Origin of the sequence: Nocardioides carbamazepini, from assembly GCF_024614185.1 — a bacterium.
GTDB lineage: Bacteria > Actinomycetota > Actinomycetes > Propionibacteriales > Nocardioidaceae > Nocardioides > Nocardioides carbamazepini.
On sequence record NZ_JAHTLF010000002.1, the window covers coordinates 12,121 to 27,933 of the forward strand.

At 70.2% G+C, this 15,813-nt stretch carries 17 protein-coding genes; 6 read left to right on the forward strand and 11 right to left on the reverse strand.

Features of this window, described 5'->3' with window-relative positions; all coding sequences use genetic code 11:
* The 6 genes from KVF89_RS00085 to KVF89_RS00110 form a co-directional block, all read right to left on the reverse strand.
* Entirely contained in the window at positions 1–681 is a 681-nt protein-coding gene (locus KVF89_RS00085; RefSeq protein ID WP_257422458.1) for an ATP-binding cassette domain-containing protein, read from the reverse strand.
* A complete protein-coding gene (urtD, locus tag KVF89_RS00090; protein WP_257422459.1) occupies positions 674–1,468 on the reverse strand; it encodes an urea ABC transporter ATP-binding protein UrtD in 795 nt (264 codons plus the stop codon). The genes KVF89_RS00085 and urtD overlap by 8 nt, the downstream gene beginning before the upstream one ends.
* Complete coding sequence (gene urtC / locus KVF89_RS00095) at positions 1,465–2,553, reverse strand: urea ABC transporter permease subunit UrtC (protein WP_257422460.1); 1,089 nt, start codon at positions 2,551–2,553, stop codon at positions 1,465–1,467. The genes urtD and urtC overlap by 4 nt, the downstream gene beginning before the upstream one ends.
* Complete coding sequence (urtB, locus tag KVF89_RS00100) at positions 2,550–3,434, reverse strand: urea ABC transporter permease subunit UrtB (protein WP_257422461.1); 885 nt, start codon at positions 3,432–3,434, stop codon at positions 2,550–2,552. The genes urtC and urtB overlap by 4 nt, the downstream gene beginning before the upstream one ends.
* Before the next feature lie 94 nt (positions 3,435–3,528).
* Positions 3,529–4,773: an urea ABC transporter substrate-binding protein gene (gene urtA, locus KVF89_RS00105; protein ID WP_257422462.1), complete on the reverse strand. Its 1,245-nt coding sequence runs from the start codon at positions 4,771–4,773 to the stop codon at positions 3,529–3,531.
* 139 nt (positions 4,774–4,912) lie between these two features.
* Positions 4,913–5,845, reverse strand: coding sequence for a 5'-3' exonuclease (locus KVF89_RS00110; RefSeq protein ID WP_257422463.1), 933 nt, complete (start codon positions 5,843–5,845; stop codon positions 4,913–4,915).
* A gap of 24 nt (positions 5,846–5,869) precedes the next feature.
* Between KVF89_RS00110 and KVF89_RS00115 the strand changes: the two genes are divergently transcribed.
* From KVF89_RS00115 to KVF89_RS00130, 4 genes are all read left to right on the forward strand, one after another.
* Positions 5,870–6,334 carry an Lrp/AsnC family transcriptional regulator gene (locus KVF89_RS00115; protein ID WP_257422464.1) on the forward strand — a complete coding sequence of 155 codons (465 nt, stop codon included), beginning with the start codon at positions 5,870–5,872 and terminating at the stop codon, positions 6,332–6,334.
* Between the two features lie 418 nt (positions 6,335–6,752).
* Positions 6,753–8,333, forward strand: coding sequence for an apolipoprotein N-acyltransferase (gene lnt / locus KVF89_RS00120; protein WP_257422465.1), 1,581 nt, complete (start codon positions 6,753–6,755; stop codon positions 8,331–8,333).
* A 28-nt stretch (positions 8,334–8,361) separates the two neighbouring features.
* Entirely contained in the window at positions 8,362–9,075 is a 714-nt protein-coding gene (locus KVF89_RS00125; RefSeq protein ID WP_257422551.1) for a polyprenol monophosphomannose synthase, read from the forward strand.
* Positions 9,072–9,539, forward strand: a complete 468-nt coding sequence (locus tag KVF89_RS00130; protein ID WP_257422466.1) for an FxsA family protein — start codon at positions 9,072–9,074, stop codon at positions 9,537–9,539. Before KVF89_RS00125 ends, KVF89_RS00130 begins: the two co-directional genes overlap by 4 nt.
* A 12-nt stretch (positions 9,540–9,551) precedes the next feature.
* On the opposite strand, the gene KVF89_RS00135 is transcribed toward KVF89_RS00130, so the two are convergent.
* The 4 genes from KVF89_RS00135 to KVF89_RS00150 form a co-directional block, all read right to left on the reverse strand.
* Positions 9,552–9,941: an RNA polymerase-binding protein RbpA gene (locus tag KVF89_RS00135; protein ID WP_257422467.1), complete on the reverse strand. Its 390-nt coding sequence runs from the start codon at positions 9,939–9,941 to the stop codon at positions 9,552–9,554.
* A gap of 87 nt (positions 9,942–10,028) precedes the next feature.
* The gene (locus KVF89_RS00140) at positions 10,029–11,384 is read right to left on the reverse strand and encodes an MFS transporter (RefSeq protein WP_257422468.1); all 1,356 of its coding nucleotides are present in this window, start codon (positions 11,382–11,384) and stop codon (positions 10,029–10,031) included.
* Complete coding sequence (locus KVF89_RS00145; RefSeq protein ID WP_257422469.1) at positions 11,381–12,172, reverse strand: glycerophosphodiester phosphodiesterase family protein; 792 nt, start codon at positions 12,170–12,172, stop codon at positions 11,381–11,383. The genes KVF89_RS00140 and KVF89_RS00145 overlap by 4 nt, the downstream gene beginning before the upstream one ends.
* Positions 12,173–12,176: 4 nt before the next feature.
* Positions 12,177–13,718 carry a helix-turn-helix domain-containing protein gene (locus KVF89_RS00150; protein ID WP_257422470.1) on the reverse strand — a complete coding sequence of 514 codons (1,542 nt, stop codon included), beginning with the start codon at positions 13,716–13,718 and terminating at the stop codon, positions 12,177–12,179.
* 64 nt (positions 13,719–13,782) lie between these two features.
* On the opposite strand from KVF89_RS00150, the gene KVF89_RS00155 reads away from it, so the two are divergent.
* Positions 13,783–14,799, forward strand: a complete 1,017-nt coding sequence (locus tag KVF89_RS00155) for a zinc-dependent alcohol dehydrogenase family protein (protein ID WP_257422471.1) — start codon at positions 13,783–13,785, stop codon at positions 14,797–14,799.
* Positions 14,796–15,599 (forward strand): maleylpyruvate isomerase family mycothiol-dependent enzyme, encoded by an 804-nt coding sequence (locus KVF89_RS00160; protein ID WP_257422472.1) that lies wholly within the window; start codon positions 14,796–14,798, stop codon positions 15,597–15,599. Before KVF89_RS00155 ends, KVF89_RS00160 begins: the two co-directional genes overlap by 4 nt.
* On the opposite strand, the gene KVF89_RS00165 is transcribed toward KVF89_RS00160, so the two are convergent.
* Positions 15,584–15,730, reverse strand: a complete 147-nt coding sequence (locus KVF89_RS00165; protein WP_257422473.1) for a hypothetical protein — start codon at positions 15,728–15,730, stop codon at positions 15,584–15,586. The genes KVF89_RS00160 and KVF89_RS00165 overlap by 16 nt on opposite strands.
* Positions 15,731–15,813 lie beyond the last annotated feature (83 nt).

A 15,813-nucleotide genomic window follows, 5' to 3' on the forward strand; every position in this document is an offset into this window, starting at 1 on the left:
TCAGACCGCCATCGCTGCGCGGACCGCGTCCAGGGCTCCCGGCCCGCCCTCGCCGCTGGACGTGACGCGTCCCGACTCGAGCACGTAGTAGGACCCGGTGCTGCGCAGCGCGAAGCCCACATGCTGCTCGACCAGCAGGACGGACAGGTCGCCCCGCGCCGTCAGCGCCGTGATCACGCTCTCGATCTCGGCCACCACGTTGGGCTGGATGCCCTCGGTCGGCTCGTCGAGGATGAGCAGCCGCGGCCCGGTGAGCAGGGTCCGGGCGATGGCGAGCTGCTGGCGCTGGCCGCCGGACAGCAGGCCGGCCCGCCGGCCGAGCAGGTCGCGCAGTGCGGGGAAGGTGTCGAGCACACCGTCGATCGCCGACCTGTCGGCACTGACCAGCTGGAGATTCTCCAGCGTGGTCATCTGCGGGAACGACAGCTGACCCTGCGGTACGTCGCCGAGGCCTCGGGCGACCCGCTTGTTCGGCCGCAGCCGGGTGACGTCCTGGCCGTCGATCAGCACCTGTCCGCGCATCACCGGCAGCAGGCCGACCGCGACCCGCAGCAGGGTGGTCTTCCCCGCTCCGTTGTGCCCCATCACCGCCACCGCACCGCCCTCGGGGACGGTCAGCGAGACGTTCTCGAGGACCCGGGTCCGGCCGTAGCCGGCCGTCACGTCGCGCAGCTCAAGCATGACCCGCCTCCTGGCTCGACTCGGCCCCACTCGACATCTCGGCCCCACTCGTCTTGTGCTGTCGGCCGAGGTAGACCTCCTGGACCCTGGCGTTCGCCTGGATCTCGGCGACGCTGCCCTCGGCGAGCACCTTGCCGGCGTGCATCACCGTGACCACGTCGGCATAGCTGCGGACGAAGTCCATGTCGTGCTCGATGACGACGATGGTGCGCTCGCGCCCGATTCGGCCCAGCAGCTCGCCGGTCTCCTCGCGCTCCTCGGCGCTCATCCCGGCGACCGGCTCGTCCAGCAGCATCACCCGGGCGTCCTGCACCAGGAGCATCCCGATCTCGAGCCACTGCTTCTGCCCGTGTGCGAGCACGCCTGCCGGCTTGTCCCGCAGGCCGGAGAGCCCGACCGTCTCGAGTGCCTCCTCGACGTAGGACGGCGTGCCCCGCCTGGCGAGCGCCATCTTCCACGCGGTCCGGTGGACACCGCCGGCGATGTCGAGGTTCTGCAGGACCGAGAGACCCTCGAAGACGGTCGCGGTCTGGAAGGTCCGGCCGATCCCGGCACGGACGATGCGGTGCGACTTCGTCCGCAGCAGATCCTGGTGACGGTACCTCGCCAGTCCGGTGGCGGGCACCAGGCCGGTCACCGCATCGACCAGCGTCGTCTTCCCCGCGCCGTTCGGCCCGATCAGGAAGTGCAGCTGTCCCTCCAGCAGCGTGAGGTCGACGCCGTCGATCGCCTTGAACCCGTCGAAGTCGACGGTGAGGCCACGGATCTCCAGGTAGTCGTCGTTCATCGCACGGTCTCCTTGGGACGAAGGCGGGCGGAGAGCTGCGACCAGGCGCTGCCCAGGCCGGAGGGGAAGAAGAGGATCACCACGATGAAGAGGAGACCCAGGAAGTAGGTCCACTGGTCCGGGAAGGACTCGGACAGGAAGGTGCGGCCGAAACCGACCGCGAGAGCGCCGAGAGCCGGTCCCAGGAGCAGGGAACGCCCGCCCAGCGCGACGCCGGCGATCAGGAAGATCGAGGCGGTGGCGTCCACGTCCGACGGCGAGACGATGCCGGTGATGGGGGCGAACATCGCCCCACCGATGCTCGCCATCACGGCAGCGACGACGAACGCGACGAGCTTGATGTTGGCCGGGTCGTGCCCGAGGAAGCGCACGCGCTCCTCGGCATCCCTCGTCGCGACCAGGAGCTCGCCGAACCGGCTGCGATAGAGCTGCCACACCACGACGAGGCAGACGACCAGCAGCACGGCCGCGATCGAGTAGATCATCTTCTTGTTCACCGGGTCGTAGAGGTTGTAGCCGAAGAACTGGGTGAATTGGTTGAGCCCGTTGAACCCGCCGGTCTGCTTGATCGTCGCGACCAGCAGCGTGGCGAAGGCGACCGCGAGTGCCTGGGTGAGGATCGCGAAGTAGGCCCCCTTCACCCGTCTCTTGAAGATGGCGAAGCCGAGGATGGTCGCGGCGATAGCAGGAAGGACCAGGACCGCGAACAGGGTGAAGGTGCCGCTCCGGAACGGCTCCCACCAGCCGGGCATCGTCCCGTCGCCGTAGAGGACCATGAAGTCCGGGACGGCATCCGGGCCGCCCGTGGCCATCGCCGCCTCGAGCTTGAGGTGCATCGCCATCGCGTAGCCGCCGAGGCCGAAGAAGACTCCCTGGCCCATGACGAGCATGCCGCCGCGCCCCCATGCGAGCCCGATGCCGACGCCGGCGATCGCCCAGCAGACGTACTTGCCGAGGTTGTTGAGCCGGAAGGGGCTCAGGACGGCGGGTGCCACCACCAGCAGCGCGATCGCAACGACGACGATGCCCAGCAGCGGGCCCCACGTCCGGCCCCACCGCTGCCCGGTCTGCAGCAGGTTCTTCATGCGAGACCCCTCGTGCGCACGGTGAACAGGCCCTGCGGCCTGATCTGGAGGAAGATGACGACGAGCGCGAAGGTGAGGACCTGCGCCATGCTGGAGTTGAACCAGTCGGTGAGGAAAGCGGTCACGATGCCGACCGCGAAGGCCGCGATCACCGTGCCCTGGAGCTGTCCGAGGCCCCCGGCGACCACCACGAGGAACGCCGAGATGATGTACGTCGTCCCGAGGTTCGGATTCGTGCCGGAGATCAGGGAGACCGCGACCCCGCCCACCCCGGCGAGGCCGGAGCCGACGAAGAAGGTGACCCGGTCGACGACGCGGGTCGAGACGCCCACCGTCTCCGCCAGGTCCCGATTCTGGACGGTGGCTCGGATCCGGCGTCCGTAGGACGTCTGCTTCAACAGCGCACCGAGCGCGGCCAGTGCGCCGACGGCGAGCAGAATGGTGAACATCTGGCGGTAGGGCCAGTGGTAGCCGAAGACGTCGATGTTGCCGTCGAGCCAGCCGGGCGTGTGTACCGGGTCCCCCTGGGCGCCGAAGACGTCCTTGGCGAGCTGCTGGAGCAGGAGGCTGACGCCGACGGTGACCAGCAGCGTGTCCAGCGGGCGCCGGTACATCCACTGGATGATCGCGACCTCCAGCAGGAGGCCGAGCGCACCGGCCACGAGGAAGGCCGCGGGCAGCGCGACGATGATCGACAGGTCGGTGTTCGTCACGACCTGCTGCGTGAGGTACGTCGTGTAGGCGCCGGCCATGAGGAACTCGCCGTGCGCCATGTTGATCACGCCCATCTGGCCGAAGGTGAGGGCCAGGCCGAGGGCGGCGATGAGGAGCAGCGCGCCGGTCGCCGTGCCGGCGAGCAGCGGGGTGGTGAAGGCGTCCATGGAAGAGCTCCTGGGAGGAAGCCCGGGGGTGCCGCGCTGCGCGGGCGCGGCACCCCCGGGGTTGCGGGCCGAACGGACGAGGGCGCCCCTCAGGTCACTGCGCGCTCGGATCCCACCAGGCGTAGCCCTCGAGGAACGGATCGGGCTCGATCGGCTCCTCGGAGGACCACACGACATCGAACTGGTTGTCGGCGTTGATCTGCCCGATCAGGCCGGTCTTGGCGATGTGGTGGTTGTCCCCGTCGATCGTGACCGTGCCCTCGGGCGCATCGAACGAGACACCATCGGCAGCGGCGTTGATCTCGCCCACGTCGAAGGAGTCCGCCTTCTCGACCAGCGCCTTGTAGAGGTACAACGAGGCGTACGCCGCCTCCATCGGGTCCGAGGTCGGCCGATCGGCACCGTACCTGGCCTGGAACGCCTCGATGAAGGTCTCGTTGGCCGGGCTCGGCACCGACTGGAAGTAGTTCCAGGCGGCGTACTGGCCGGTCACGTCCTTGCCCATGGCCGGCGCCTCCTCCTCGGCGATCGACACCGAGATGATGGGCGTGGTCTCCGCGGTCAGTCCCTGCTCGTAGTACGCCTTGATGAAGCCGACGTTCGACGATCCGTTGATCGTGTTGAAGACGAAGTCGGGCTTGGCCGCCACGATCTTGGCAACCTGCGTGGTCCAGTCGTCGTCATCGAGCGGGACGTACTCCTCGCCGACGATCTCGATCCCGAGCTCCGCGGCGTACTGCTTGATGATCTTGTTCGCGGTGCGCGGGAAGACGTAGTCCGATCCGGCGAGGAAGAGGGTCTTCACGCCCTGGGACTGCAGGAAGTCCATGGCCGGGATGATCTGCTGGTTGGTGGTCGCCCCGGTGTAGTAGATGTTCTTCGACGCCTCCAGACCCTCGTACTGGACCGGATAGAAGAGCAGCCCGTTGCCGGCCTCGACCACTGGCAGCATCGCCTTGCGCGACGCCGAGGTCCAGCCTCCGAAGGCAGCGGCCACGCAGTCGCCAGTCAGCAGCTTCTCGATCTTCTCGGCGAAGATCGCCGGGTCGCTGGCGCCGTCCTCCAGCACCGGCTCGATCTTCTTCCCGAGGATGCCGCCGGAGGCGTTGATCTCCTCCGCGGCCATGACCAGGGAGTCGCGAACGGTCTGCTCGCTGATCGCCATGGCGCCGGACGTGGAGTTGAGGAACCCGAGCTTGACGGTGTCGCCGGAGGTGTCGACGCAGCTCTCGGCTGCGCTCTCCTCTCCGGACTTGGAGCCACCGCAGGCGCTGAGCCCCAGTGCTGCGGTGAGTGCGAGGACGATGCCCATTGCGTGGCGGGCGCGGGATTCGAACACGGGGGATAGCCCCTCTCGGTCATCGCACCTGTCGTCTCGGCGGCAGGTGCTGGGCCAGGGGGCACGGCCTCGGGCCCCGGTGGCGATGAACCTAGGAAGGGCTGATTGCGGATTGCTACCAGATGGGATTAATTCGGTGTTACACGGCGGCGCCGTCAGCCAGGATCCCGGTCAGCCGCTCCACCGGCGAGCTCAGCGACCACCGCTCGGCCAGGGCCGCGAGACCGTCCGGATCGACAGGAGCGGCGGGCAGGGCCAGGTGGTCACGCGGGAGGTCGATGTCACGGGCGACGGCGACGACCGTCGGGGCGACCGCGAGGTAGCCGGCGGCCTCCCTGATCTTCGCCCGCGGCCCCGGACCGAGGTCGCTGGCCGGGTCCTCGACGGCGGCCACGACGCCGGCCAGGTCGCCGTACTTCTGCAGCATGCTGGCCGCCGTCTTCTCCCCGACGCCCTTGACGCCCGGCAGACCGTCGGAGGCGTCGCCGCGCAGGGTGGCGAAGTCGGCGTACTGGTCGGCGCGGACGCCGTACTTCTCGAGGACCCAGGTCTCGTCGACCCGCTCGTGGCGCCCGACGCCGCGACCGACGTACAGCACCCGGACACCGGCGGCGTCGTCGACGAGCTGGAACAGGTCGCGGTCGCCGGTGACCACGTCGACCGGCATGCCGGCGCCGGTGGCGAGGGTGCCGATCACGTCGTCGGCCTCGTAGCCGGGAGCACCGACCACGGCGATGCCGAACGCGGCGAGCACATCGCGGATGACCGGCACCTGCAGCTCCAGCGGGTCGGGCACCTCCTCGACGTCAGGCGCACCGACGACCTCCTCGACGACACGGTGGGCCTTGTAGGTCGGGATCAGGTCGACGCGCCACTGGGGACGCCAGTCGTCGTCCCAGCAGCACGCGAGGTGGGTCGGCCGGTACTGGTCGACCAGCTGGGAGATGTAACCGAGCAGACCGCGGACCGCGTTCACGTTGGTGCCGTCCGGCGCGAGGATCTCGGGGGAGCCGAAATAGGCCCGGAAGTAGAGGCTGGCCGTATCGAGGAGTAGAAGGCGCTGAGTCATCATGGCGCAGCCTATTAGGGTGGCGCCGTGAGTCAGAGCAGCAATCCAGCGGTCGAGGCCATCGACCGACAGATCCTGGAGCTCCTGGCCAAGGACGGACGGATGTCCTACACGGACCTCGGGCGCGCGACGGGACTGTCCACCTCGGCCGTGCACCAGCGCGTCAAGCGCCTGGAGCAGCGCGGCCTCATCCTCGGCTACGGCGCCACTGTCAACTACGCCGAGATCGGCGTGCCACTGACGGCGTTCATCGCGATCCGCCCGATCGATCCCTCCCAGCCCGACGACTGTCCCGACCGCCTGATCGGCATCCCGGAGATCGAGTCGTGCTGGTCGGTGGCGGGGGAGGAGTCGTACCTCCTCAAGGTCCGCACGGAGACGCCGGCCGAGCTCGAGCTGCTGCTCGGCCGGATCCGCTCGGCGGCCAATGTGTCGACACGCACCACGATCGTGCTCTCGACCTACTACGAGAACCGACCCGTCGGACACTGACCGACGCCCGCCCCTCGGCGCGTCGCCACGCGACACGCCGACGGAGCGCGGTTTTTTCCATTTTTCTTGCTGCTCCGGCGCCCCGTCCTGACCTGCGAGAACGCGTATCACCGCAGGTCAGCAGCCGGTTGACAGGACGGTTGACGCTCACCAAAGTACGGAGACGTTCGCCCGTGCAGGTCGTGGCCGGCGGACCGACGTCCGAGTGGCCGTATGTCGGCGGAGTAGCACCAGCTCCGCACGGGGACGGTTCGCGGAGGTCGGTTCGCTCCTCGGGGGCGAGCCGGAAGGACTCGGATCTCCCTAGACAACGTCGCGGGCGGCGGCAGCCAGTCGGACGCCGGGATGGTCCGAAGGCGACCCGAGTCCTTCCGTGCCTGGTGACCGGGCCGGACCCACCTCCGACTAGGCTCACGCCGTGGTGCAGCGCCGTCTTCTTCCAGCTGTCGGCCTCGCAGCCGTCGGCGGCGCGCTGCTCACCGCGTCGTTCGAGCCGGTGGCCCTGCCCTGGCTGCTGCCCCTCGGCGTCGCCTGCTACGCGCTGGCCACCCGTGATCTCTCGGTACGCCGCTCCGGGCTGGTCGGTCTGGTCTTCGGCGTCGTCTTCTACTTCAGCCACATCTCCTGGATGCGCGGATCGATCGGCTCCGACGCCTGGCTGGCGCTGTCGAGCATCGAGGCGCTCTTCTACGGGGTCCTCGGCCTCGCCATCCCGCTGCTGCGCCGGCTGCCCGCCTGGCCGCTGTGGCTGGCGGCGGCCTGGACCACGATGGAGACGGTGCGCAGCGGCTGGCCGTTCAGCGGGATGCCCTGGGGTCGGCTCGCCTTCGCCGCGATCGACACCCCGGTCGCGCCGGCGGTCGCGTACGTCGGCATGACCGGCCTCTCGTTCCTGCTGGCGCTCGCCGGGTTCTGCCTGGCCCGCTTCGCCGAGGCGGCGCTGACAGGCGAGCGGCGCCGGGTCTGGGCGGCCGCAGCTGTCGGCGTCCTGGCCGTGCTGGTGACCCCCGCCGTCGCGCCGTACGACGTCCCCGAGACCGGCACCACGACGGTGGCGGTCGTGCAGGGCGACGTCCCGGGTCCGGGCAACGACATCTTGTGGGACCACGAGGGCGTGACCCGCAACCATGTCGACGCGACGGTCCGCCTGGCCGCCGACGTCGCCGCGGGGCGGGCGCCGCGCCCCGACTTCGTGCTGTGGCCGGAGAACTCCACCGCCGTGGACCCCTTCCGGCCCGGTCCCGTCAACGCCGGGATCCGTGAGGCCGTCGCCGCCGTCCAGGTGCCGGTGGTGGTCGGTGGGATCGTCGGCAACGGACCCGAGCACGTCCTCAACCAGGGCATCGTGTGGGACCCGGTCAGTGGGCCAGGGGACCGCTACACCAAGCACCACCCGGTGCCCTATGGCGAGTACATCCCGATGCGCGACATCTGGGACCCCAAGTTCGGCAAGCTGGCCCTCATCACGCGGGACATGAAGAGCGGCACCCGCACCGAGCCGCTGCGGGTCGCCGGGGTGCGGGTCGGTGACGCGATCTGCTTCGACGTCGCCTACGACGACGTGATGCCGCCCCAGGTCCGCGACGGAGCCGAGCTGCTCGTCGTGCAGACCAGCAACGCGAGCTTCATCTTCACCCACCAGATCGAGCAGCAGTTCGCGATCACCCGGCTGCGTGCCGTCGAGACGGGGCGCTGGCTGACCGTCGCGTCCACGAACGGGCAGACGGGGGTCATCGCACCCGACGGCACCGTGGTGGCCTCGCTGGAGCCGCGGACGACCGGTGTGCTGGTCGAGGAGGTCGGCCTCAGCACGGCTCTCACGCCGGCGATGCGGCTGGGACCGTGGCCGACGCGGTTGTTCACCCTCCTGACGCTCGGTGCTCTCGTGTCAGGTGCCCTCACGTACCGTCGACGGCAAGAGTTCGATGGCCCTGCGCAGGACGATCCTTCCGTGGAGCCTGCGCCGTCCCCGACCCCGAGTGAGGCACCCGTTGTCTGACCACCTCTCCACCCTGGGCCGCACGGTGATGGTCATCCCGACCTACAACGAGGCCGACAACCTCGCCTGGATCGTCGAGCGCGTCCGCACCGCCCAGCCCGATGTCGACGTCCTCGTGGTGGACGACGGTTCTCCCGACGGCACCGGTGCCGTCGCCGATCGGCTCGCCGACGCCGACGACCGGGTCCACGTGCTCCACCGCACGGCCAAGGAGGGGCTCGGCGCGGCCTATCTCGCCGGCTTCGCCTGGGCACTCGCCGCGGGCTATGACGTGATCGGCGAGATGGACGCCGACGGCTCCCATCAGCCCGAGCAGCTCCAGCGGCTGCTCACGGGCCTGCTGGACGCCGACCTGGTGATCGGCTCGCGCTGGGTCCCCGGTGGCTCGGTGGTGAACTGGCCCTGGGAGCGCGAGGTGCTCTCGCGGGGCGGCAACCTCTACGTCCGGCTCCTGCTCGGCATCGAGGTGCGCGACGCGACCGCCGGCTTCCGGCTGTTCCGCCGTGCCACGCTCGAGAAGATCCGGCTCGACGAGGTCGAGTCCACCGGCTACGTCTTCCAGACCGATCTGGTCACCCGCACGCTGCACGCCGGGCTGACCGTGCGCGAGGTCCCCATCGAGTTCGTCGAGCGGGTCCGTGGCGAGTCGAAGATGAGCGGCCAGGTCGCGCTGGAGTCGCTCAAGCGGATCACCTGGTGGGGTCTGCGCGAGCGCTGGGCGCAGATGGCGTCCCGACGATGAGGCGGAGGTCGCGCCGCGCCGCGGTGCTGCTGTTCCTCGCCTTCGTGGTGATGCCGGTCCTCGAGATCGTCGTCCTCATCCAGGTCGGCCAGGTCATCGGCCCCTGGTGGACGATCCTGCTCCTCGTCCTCGACAGCATCGTCGGTGCCTGGCTGATCAAGCGCGAGGGGCGTCGGGCCTGGCTCGCGCTGCGCGAGCGCGTCGAGACGGGCCGGCTGCCCGCCCGGGAGCTCGCGGACGGCGTCCTGGTCGTGCTCGGCGGCGCGTTCCTGCTCAGCCCGGGCTTCGTCACCGACGTGCTCGGCATCCTGCTCATCCTGCCGGTCACCCGTCCGCTGTTCCGGAGCCTGCTGATGGCGTACGCCGGACGGCAGGTGACGCGTCGCACGCCGCCGATGGCCGGAAATGGACCTCGCCCCGGACCGACCGTGGTCCGGGGCGAGGTCATCGACGAGGGGGAGTGACCTCCGCGTCGCTCAGGTCTTCGCCGGCTTCTTCTTCCGGGCGTTGGCGCGGTGCAGGTGCGCCGGGCCGATCTCGCCGCCACGGAGCAGCTCGAGACGCTCGGTGAGGATCTCCTCGAGCTCCTTCTCGGACCGACGCTCCAGCAGCATGTCCCAGTGGGTGCGCTGCGGCTTCTCCGCCTTCACCTCACGCTCGATGCCGGCGGTCGACTCGGCCTCGAGGCCGCATCGTGGGCACTCCCAGACCGCCGGGACCTCGGCCTCGATCGACATGGTGATCTCGAACTCGTGACCGTGGGGGCACTTGTAGCCGACCTGCTGCCGGGCAGCGAACTCGATACCCCGCTCGTCCTCGAAGGACTGGCCCCCCAGTCGGGCACCGCGCAGTGTGCGCTCAGCCATCAGACTCCACCTCCCGTGTTTCGTCCTCGACCCTCTAACGCTACCCGGCGGTAAAAGGTTCCATCGGATGCCAGAATGGTGCGCGGTCTAGATCACCGCGGGCCGCGCGTTGCCGGCGTCGCGGATGCCGCGCTCGGTGTCGACGCGCAGGAGCAGCAGGCCACCGAGGAGGAAGAACCCGATGAGCGCGAAGATCGCCGGCCGGTAGGAGTCGGTGAGCTGGTAGACCAGTCCGAACGTGAGCGTCCCGAACCACGAGGTGCCGCGATCCATGGCGTGGTAGAGGCTGAAGTACTCCGCCTCCTTGCCGCGCGGGATGAACAGCGAGAAGTACGACCGGGCCAGCGCCTGGGTGCCGCCGAGCACCACGCCGATCGCGACGCCGAGCACGAGGAAGGGCACCAGCTGCCCCTTCGGTACGACGAGCGCGACGGTCACGATGCCCATCCAGCCCACGAGCCCGCCGAGGATCACCTTCTTGGCACCGAAGCGCGCGGCCGCGCGGCCGAAGCCGATCGCGCCGAACATCGCGACGAACTGGACCAGCAGGTAGGTGCCGAGGACCGTGCCCTCCTCGAAGTCGAGCTCCTCGATGCCGAAGGTCGACGCGGACGCGATCACGGTCTGGATGCCGTCGTTGAAGAAGAGGTACGCGACCAGGAAGGTGAGCGCCACCGGGTAGTTGCGCAGGTCCTTCAGCGTGGCCGCCAGCTGACCGAAGGAGCGGCTCAGCAGGCCGCCCTCGACGTCCTCGACGTCGACCGGCTGGTGCCGCTTGATGCCGCGCCACGGGATGATCATGAAGGCCGCCCACCACACCGCCGCCGACAGCAGGGAGAGGCGGACCGCCATCTCCTTGTCGAGGCCGAGCGTGTCGTGGAAGGTGACGACGGCGAAGTTGACCGCGAGCAGCAGTCCGCCGCCGGCGTACCCGTAGGCCCAGCCGACCGACGACGTCCGGTCGCGCTCCGCCTCGGTCGAGATGAGCGGCAGGACCGAGTCGCTGACGACGATCGCCGCGCCCGCCGCGAGGTTGGCGACCATGAACGCGATGCTGCCGAACAGCCAGTTCTCGCCGCTCATGAAGAACAGCAGGCCCGCCGCCGTCGCGCCCACCCAGGACAGCCCGACGAGCAGGTCGGGCTTGCGCGCGGTGCGGTCGGCGAGGGCGCCGACGATCGGGAAGATCAGGGCACTGAGCAGGGTCGAGAGCGTGATGACGTACGACGGCAGCGAGCCCGGCGCGATCGCGAGCCCGAGCACGTGGATCCGGCCGTGCTCGCCGACGGCGTTCTCGGCGACCGAGATGAGGTAGGGCGCGAACAGGACACCGGCCACGGTCGTCTGGAAGGCGGAGGCCGCCCAGTCGGTGAAGTACCAGGCACGCTGCTCCCGCGCCCGGTTCAACGGCCCCAGGTCCGCGATGCCGGTCGCCTCGCTCATGCTGTCGCCCCTCCCTGCGCGGGCCACCACTGGCCGCGTCCCTGGAGGACATCCTTGAGCAGATCGGTGCGGTCCGTGAAGAGCCCGTCGACGCCGCGGTCGAGCAGGGTGGCCATCTCGGCCGGGTCGTCGATGGTCCACACGTGGACCTGAAGCCCCGCGGCGTGCGCCCGCCGGACCAGGCCGGGGGTGGTCACGGTGAACCCGTGCCGGCGGTGCGGGACCTGGAAGGCGGCGAACCCGCTCCCGGCGAGCAGCCGGGCGAGCCGGGCGGTGGGGGAGAGGCGGAAGGCCACGATCTGCCACGGGTCGGCCGCGGTGGGCACCCGGCCGTCGGTCAGCTCCCGGAACCGCCGGATCCGCCTCCGGGAGAACGACGCCACCAGCAGCCGGTCCCACAGGTCGCGCTCACGGACCAGGGCGGCCAGTGCCGCCACGGCTCCGTCGGCCTTGAGGTCGATGTTGAACCGGGCCGCGGGGAACGCGTCGAGCAGCTCGACCAGGGTCGGCACCTGCTCGCGCCCGCCGATCCGCGCCCGACGCACCTCGGCCAGGGTCAGCTCGTGCACCGCGCCCCGCTGGTCGGTGACCCGGTCGAGCACGTCGTCGTGGAAGGCCAGCAGGACGCCGTCGGCGGTCACGTGGACGTCGGTCTCGAGGTAGTCGTAGCCCAGCGCGGCGGCGTGCCGGAACGCGGCGAGGGTGTTCTCGAGGCCCTCGATCTCCGGGTGGTAGGCACCGCCGCGGTGCGCGAAGGCCAGCACCCTGCCCCGCTCGAGGTACGCCACGGCCCTAGATGTCCCGGAACGTCTCGATCTCGGCACCGAGGTCGCTGAGTCGCTCGGCGAGATCCTCGTAGCCGCGGTGGATGACATAGGTGCTGCGGAGCACCGAGGTGCCCTTGCTCGCCAGCATGGCGAGCAGGACGACGACGGCGGGCCGCAGCGCCGGCGGGCAGACCAGCTCGGTGCCCGTCCAGGACGTGGGGCCGTCGATCTGCACCCGGTGGGGGTCGAGCAGGGTGACCCGGCCGCCGAGCTTGTTGAGCTCGGTGAGGTAGATCGCCCGGTTGTCGTAGACCCAGTCGTTCAGGTATGTCGTGCCCTCGGCCACGGCGGCGATCACCGCGAAGAACGGCAGGTTGTCGATGTTGAGGCCCGGGAACGGCATCGGGTGGATCTTGTCCCGCGGCGCGACGAGGTCGGAGGGGTAGGTCGTGATGTCGACGAGGCGGGTGCGCCCGTTGGCCGCGAGGTACTCCTCGGTGCGGTCGTAGCGGAAGCCCATCTCCTCCAGCACGGCCAGCTCGATCTCGAGGAACTCGATCGGCGCGCGCTGGATGGTGATCTCGGAGCGGGTCACGATCGCCGCGGCGAGCAGCGACATCGCCTCGATCGGATCCTCGCTGGGGGAGTAGTCGACGTCCACGTCGATGGTCTCGCGGCCGGTGACGGTGAGCGTCGTCGTGCCGATGCCCTCGACCTCGACGCCGAGGGCCTGCAGGTAGAAGCAGAGGTCCTGGACCATGTAGTTGGACGAGGCGTTGCGGATGACGGTGGTGCCCGGGTGGAGAGCAGCCGCCATGAGGGCGTTCTCGGTCACCGTGTCACCGCGCTCGGTGAGGACGATCGGGCGGCCGGGGACGATCGCGCGGTTGAGCTGCGCGTGGTACCAGCCGTCGGTGGCCTTCACCTCCAGGCCGAACGGCCGCAGCGCGGACATGTGCGGCTCGACGGTGCGGGTGCCGAGGTTGCAGCCGCCGGCGTACGGCAGCTCGAAGGTGTCGGCCCGGTGCAGCAGCGGACCGAGGAACATGATGACCGAGCGGGTGCGCCGCGCGGCCTCCTCGTCGATCCGGGTCAGGTCCAGGTCCTTGGGCGGGACGATCTCGAGGTCGTTGTCGGCGTTGATCCAGCGGGTCTGCACGCCGATGCTCGTCAGCACCTCGAGCAGCCGGTTGACCTCCTCGATCCGCGCCACCTTGCGCAGGGTGGTCCGGCCCCGGTTGAGCAGCGCCGCGCACAGCAGCGCGACGCCGGCGTTCTTGGAGGTCTTGACGTCGATGCTGCCGGACAGCGTCGTGGGGCCCTTGACCCGCAGATGGGTGGGACCCGCACCGAGCGCGACGATCTCGGAGTCCAGTGCGGCGCCGATCCGGGCGAGCATCTCCAGGGAGAGGTTCTGGTGCCCCTTCTCGATCCGGTTGATCGCGCTCTGGCTGGTGCCGAGGCGCTCGGCGAGCTGGGCCTGGGTGAGCCCGCGGTGCTTGCGGGCGTCGCGGATGAGGTTGCCGATCCGGCCCTTGTAGTCGCCGTGGGGCACGTCGATCGTCATGCCACGACGGTAACTCACATATGAGATAACGCAAGTCGCCACGGCGATCTGGAAGGATCCTCACATGCGCGCCACCACCATCCACGGCACCCGGGACATCCGGGTGGAAGAGGTCCCCGACCCCACCCTACGACGCCCCACGGACGCGATCGTGCGGGTCACCGCCGGCTGCATCTGCGGCTCCGACCTGTGGCCCTACCGGGGCGAGAGTCCGATCCGTCCCGGGGCCACGATCGGCCACGAGTGCATCGGCGTCGTCGAGGAGATCGGCGGGGAGGTCCGTGACGTCCGGGTCGGCGACTTCGTGGTGGTGCCATTCTGCCATTGCGACAACACCTGTGCCCACTGCGCCAACGGCGCGCAGTCGGTCTGCACGAACCTCGGCTTCACCGGGAGCGGGCAGGCCGAGTACGCCCTCGTCAACCAGGCCGACGGGAGCCTGGTCAGCACCGGCGGGGTTCCTGACGCCGACCTGGTCGCCTCGGTGCTCACGCTCTCCGACGTGATGCCCACCGGCTGGCACGCGGCGGTCTCGGCGGGCGTGAAGCCCGGCGCCACCGTCGTCGTGGTCGGCGATGGCGCGGTCGGCCTGTGCGGAGTCCTCGCCGCGTCCGTGATGGGTGCCGAGCGGATCATCGCCATGTCGCGTCACGAGCCCCGCCAGGCGGTCGCCCGGGCGTTCGGCGCCACCCACGTCGTCGCGGCCCGGGGCAAGGACGCCGTGACCGAGGTCCACGAGCTGACCGACGGCGTCGGCGTCGACGCGGCCCTCGAGTGCGTCGGCACCAACGACGCGATGACCACCGCGATAGCGGTCACCCGCCCCGGCGGAGGGGTCGGCTTCGTCGGCGCGCCCCACGGCGTCGAGATCTCGGCCCGCACCCTGTTCGACAAGAACGTCGGCGTCCGCGGCGGCATGGCACCGGTGCGCCGCTACCTGCCCGAGCTGCTCCCGATGGTCCTGGACCGCAGGATCGACCCGGGGCAGGTCTTCGACCAGACCCTGCCGCTCGAGGAGTCGCCCGACGGCTACCGGGCGATGGACGAGCGTCGCGCGATCAAGGTGCTGCTGCGGCCATGACCCGCCTCGACCACACCGCCTATCTCGACCACATCCGCGCCGAGTCGGCCCGGTTCGTCTCGGTGCTGGAAGGTTGCGCGCCCGACGCGCGGGTGCCGTCCTGTCCCGACTGGGACGCCGCGGACCTGCTGTGGCACCTCACCGAGGTCCAGCACTTCTGGGAGCACGTCGTCCGGCTCCGACCGGCCGCGCCGGAGGACTACACCGAGCCGGCGCGCCCCGCGACCTACGACGGGCTGCTGGACGCCTTCCGCAGCACCCACACCGCCTTCGTCGACGCGCTCGGGTCGGCCGATCCGGCCGACGCCGCCTGGTTCTGGTCCGGACGCCCCGAGCATCAGCACGTCAGCCACCTGGCGCGCCGCCAGGCCCACGAGGCGCTCATCCACCGCCTCGACGCGGAGCTCGCCGCCGGTCGGGTGACAGCGCTGCCGCCCGCTCTGGCGGCCGACGGGATCGACGAGATCCTCGACGTGATGTACGGCGGCCTGCCGCCGTGGGGCCGGTTCGAGCCGCGCGAGCAGTACGCCGAGTTCCGGGCCACCGACACCGGCACGTCGGTGTGGGTGCAGGTCGGCACGTTCTCGGGCACCGCACCGGACGGCGTGGAGCGCAGCGGCGAGCCCGATCAGCACGTCGTCGCGGAGCCGGGGGTGGCCGCGGACCTCGTGGTGACCGGAACGGCCGGCGACCTCGACGCCTGGCTGTGGCATCGCGGCGACGACGACCTGGTGACGATCACCGGCGACGCCGGCGTCCGCGCCCACGTGGGCGCGGTGCTGGGTCAGGCGATCGACTGAGGGCCGGTCTCGCGGACCTGTGCCCGGCGGCCCGAGCGACCGGCGACCAGCACGACACCGAAGAGCGCGGCGATGCCCAGGACGAACAGCAGCACGATCGCCAGGACGACGGCGAGGGCGAGAAGACTCATGGGCCCCACCCTTGCATGACGCAGGTCACATCCCAAGGGTGACGCGGGTCACACTCTCCCCATCGGGTTTTGCGACCGGGGGA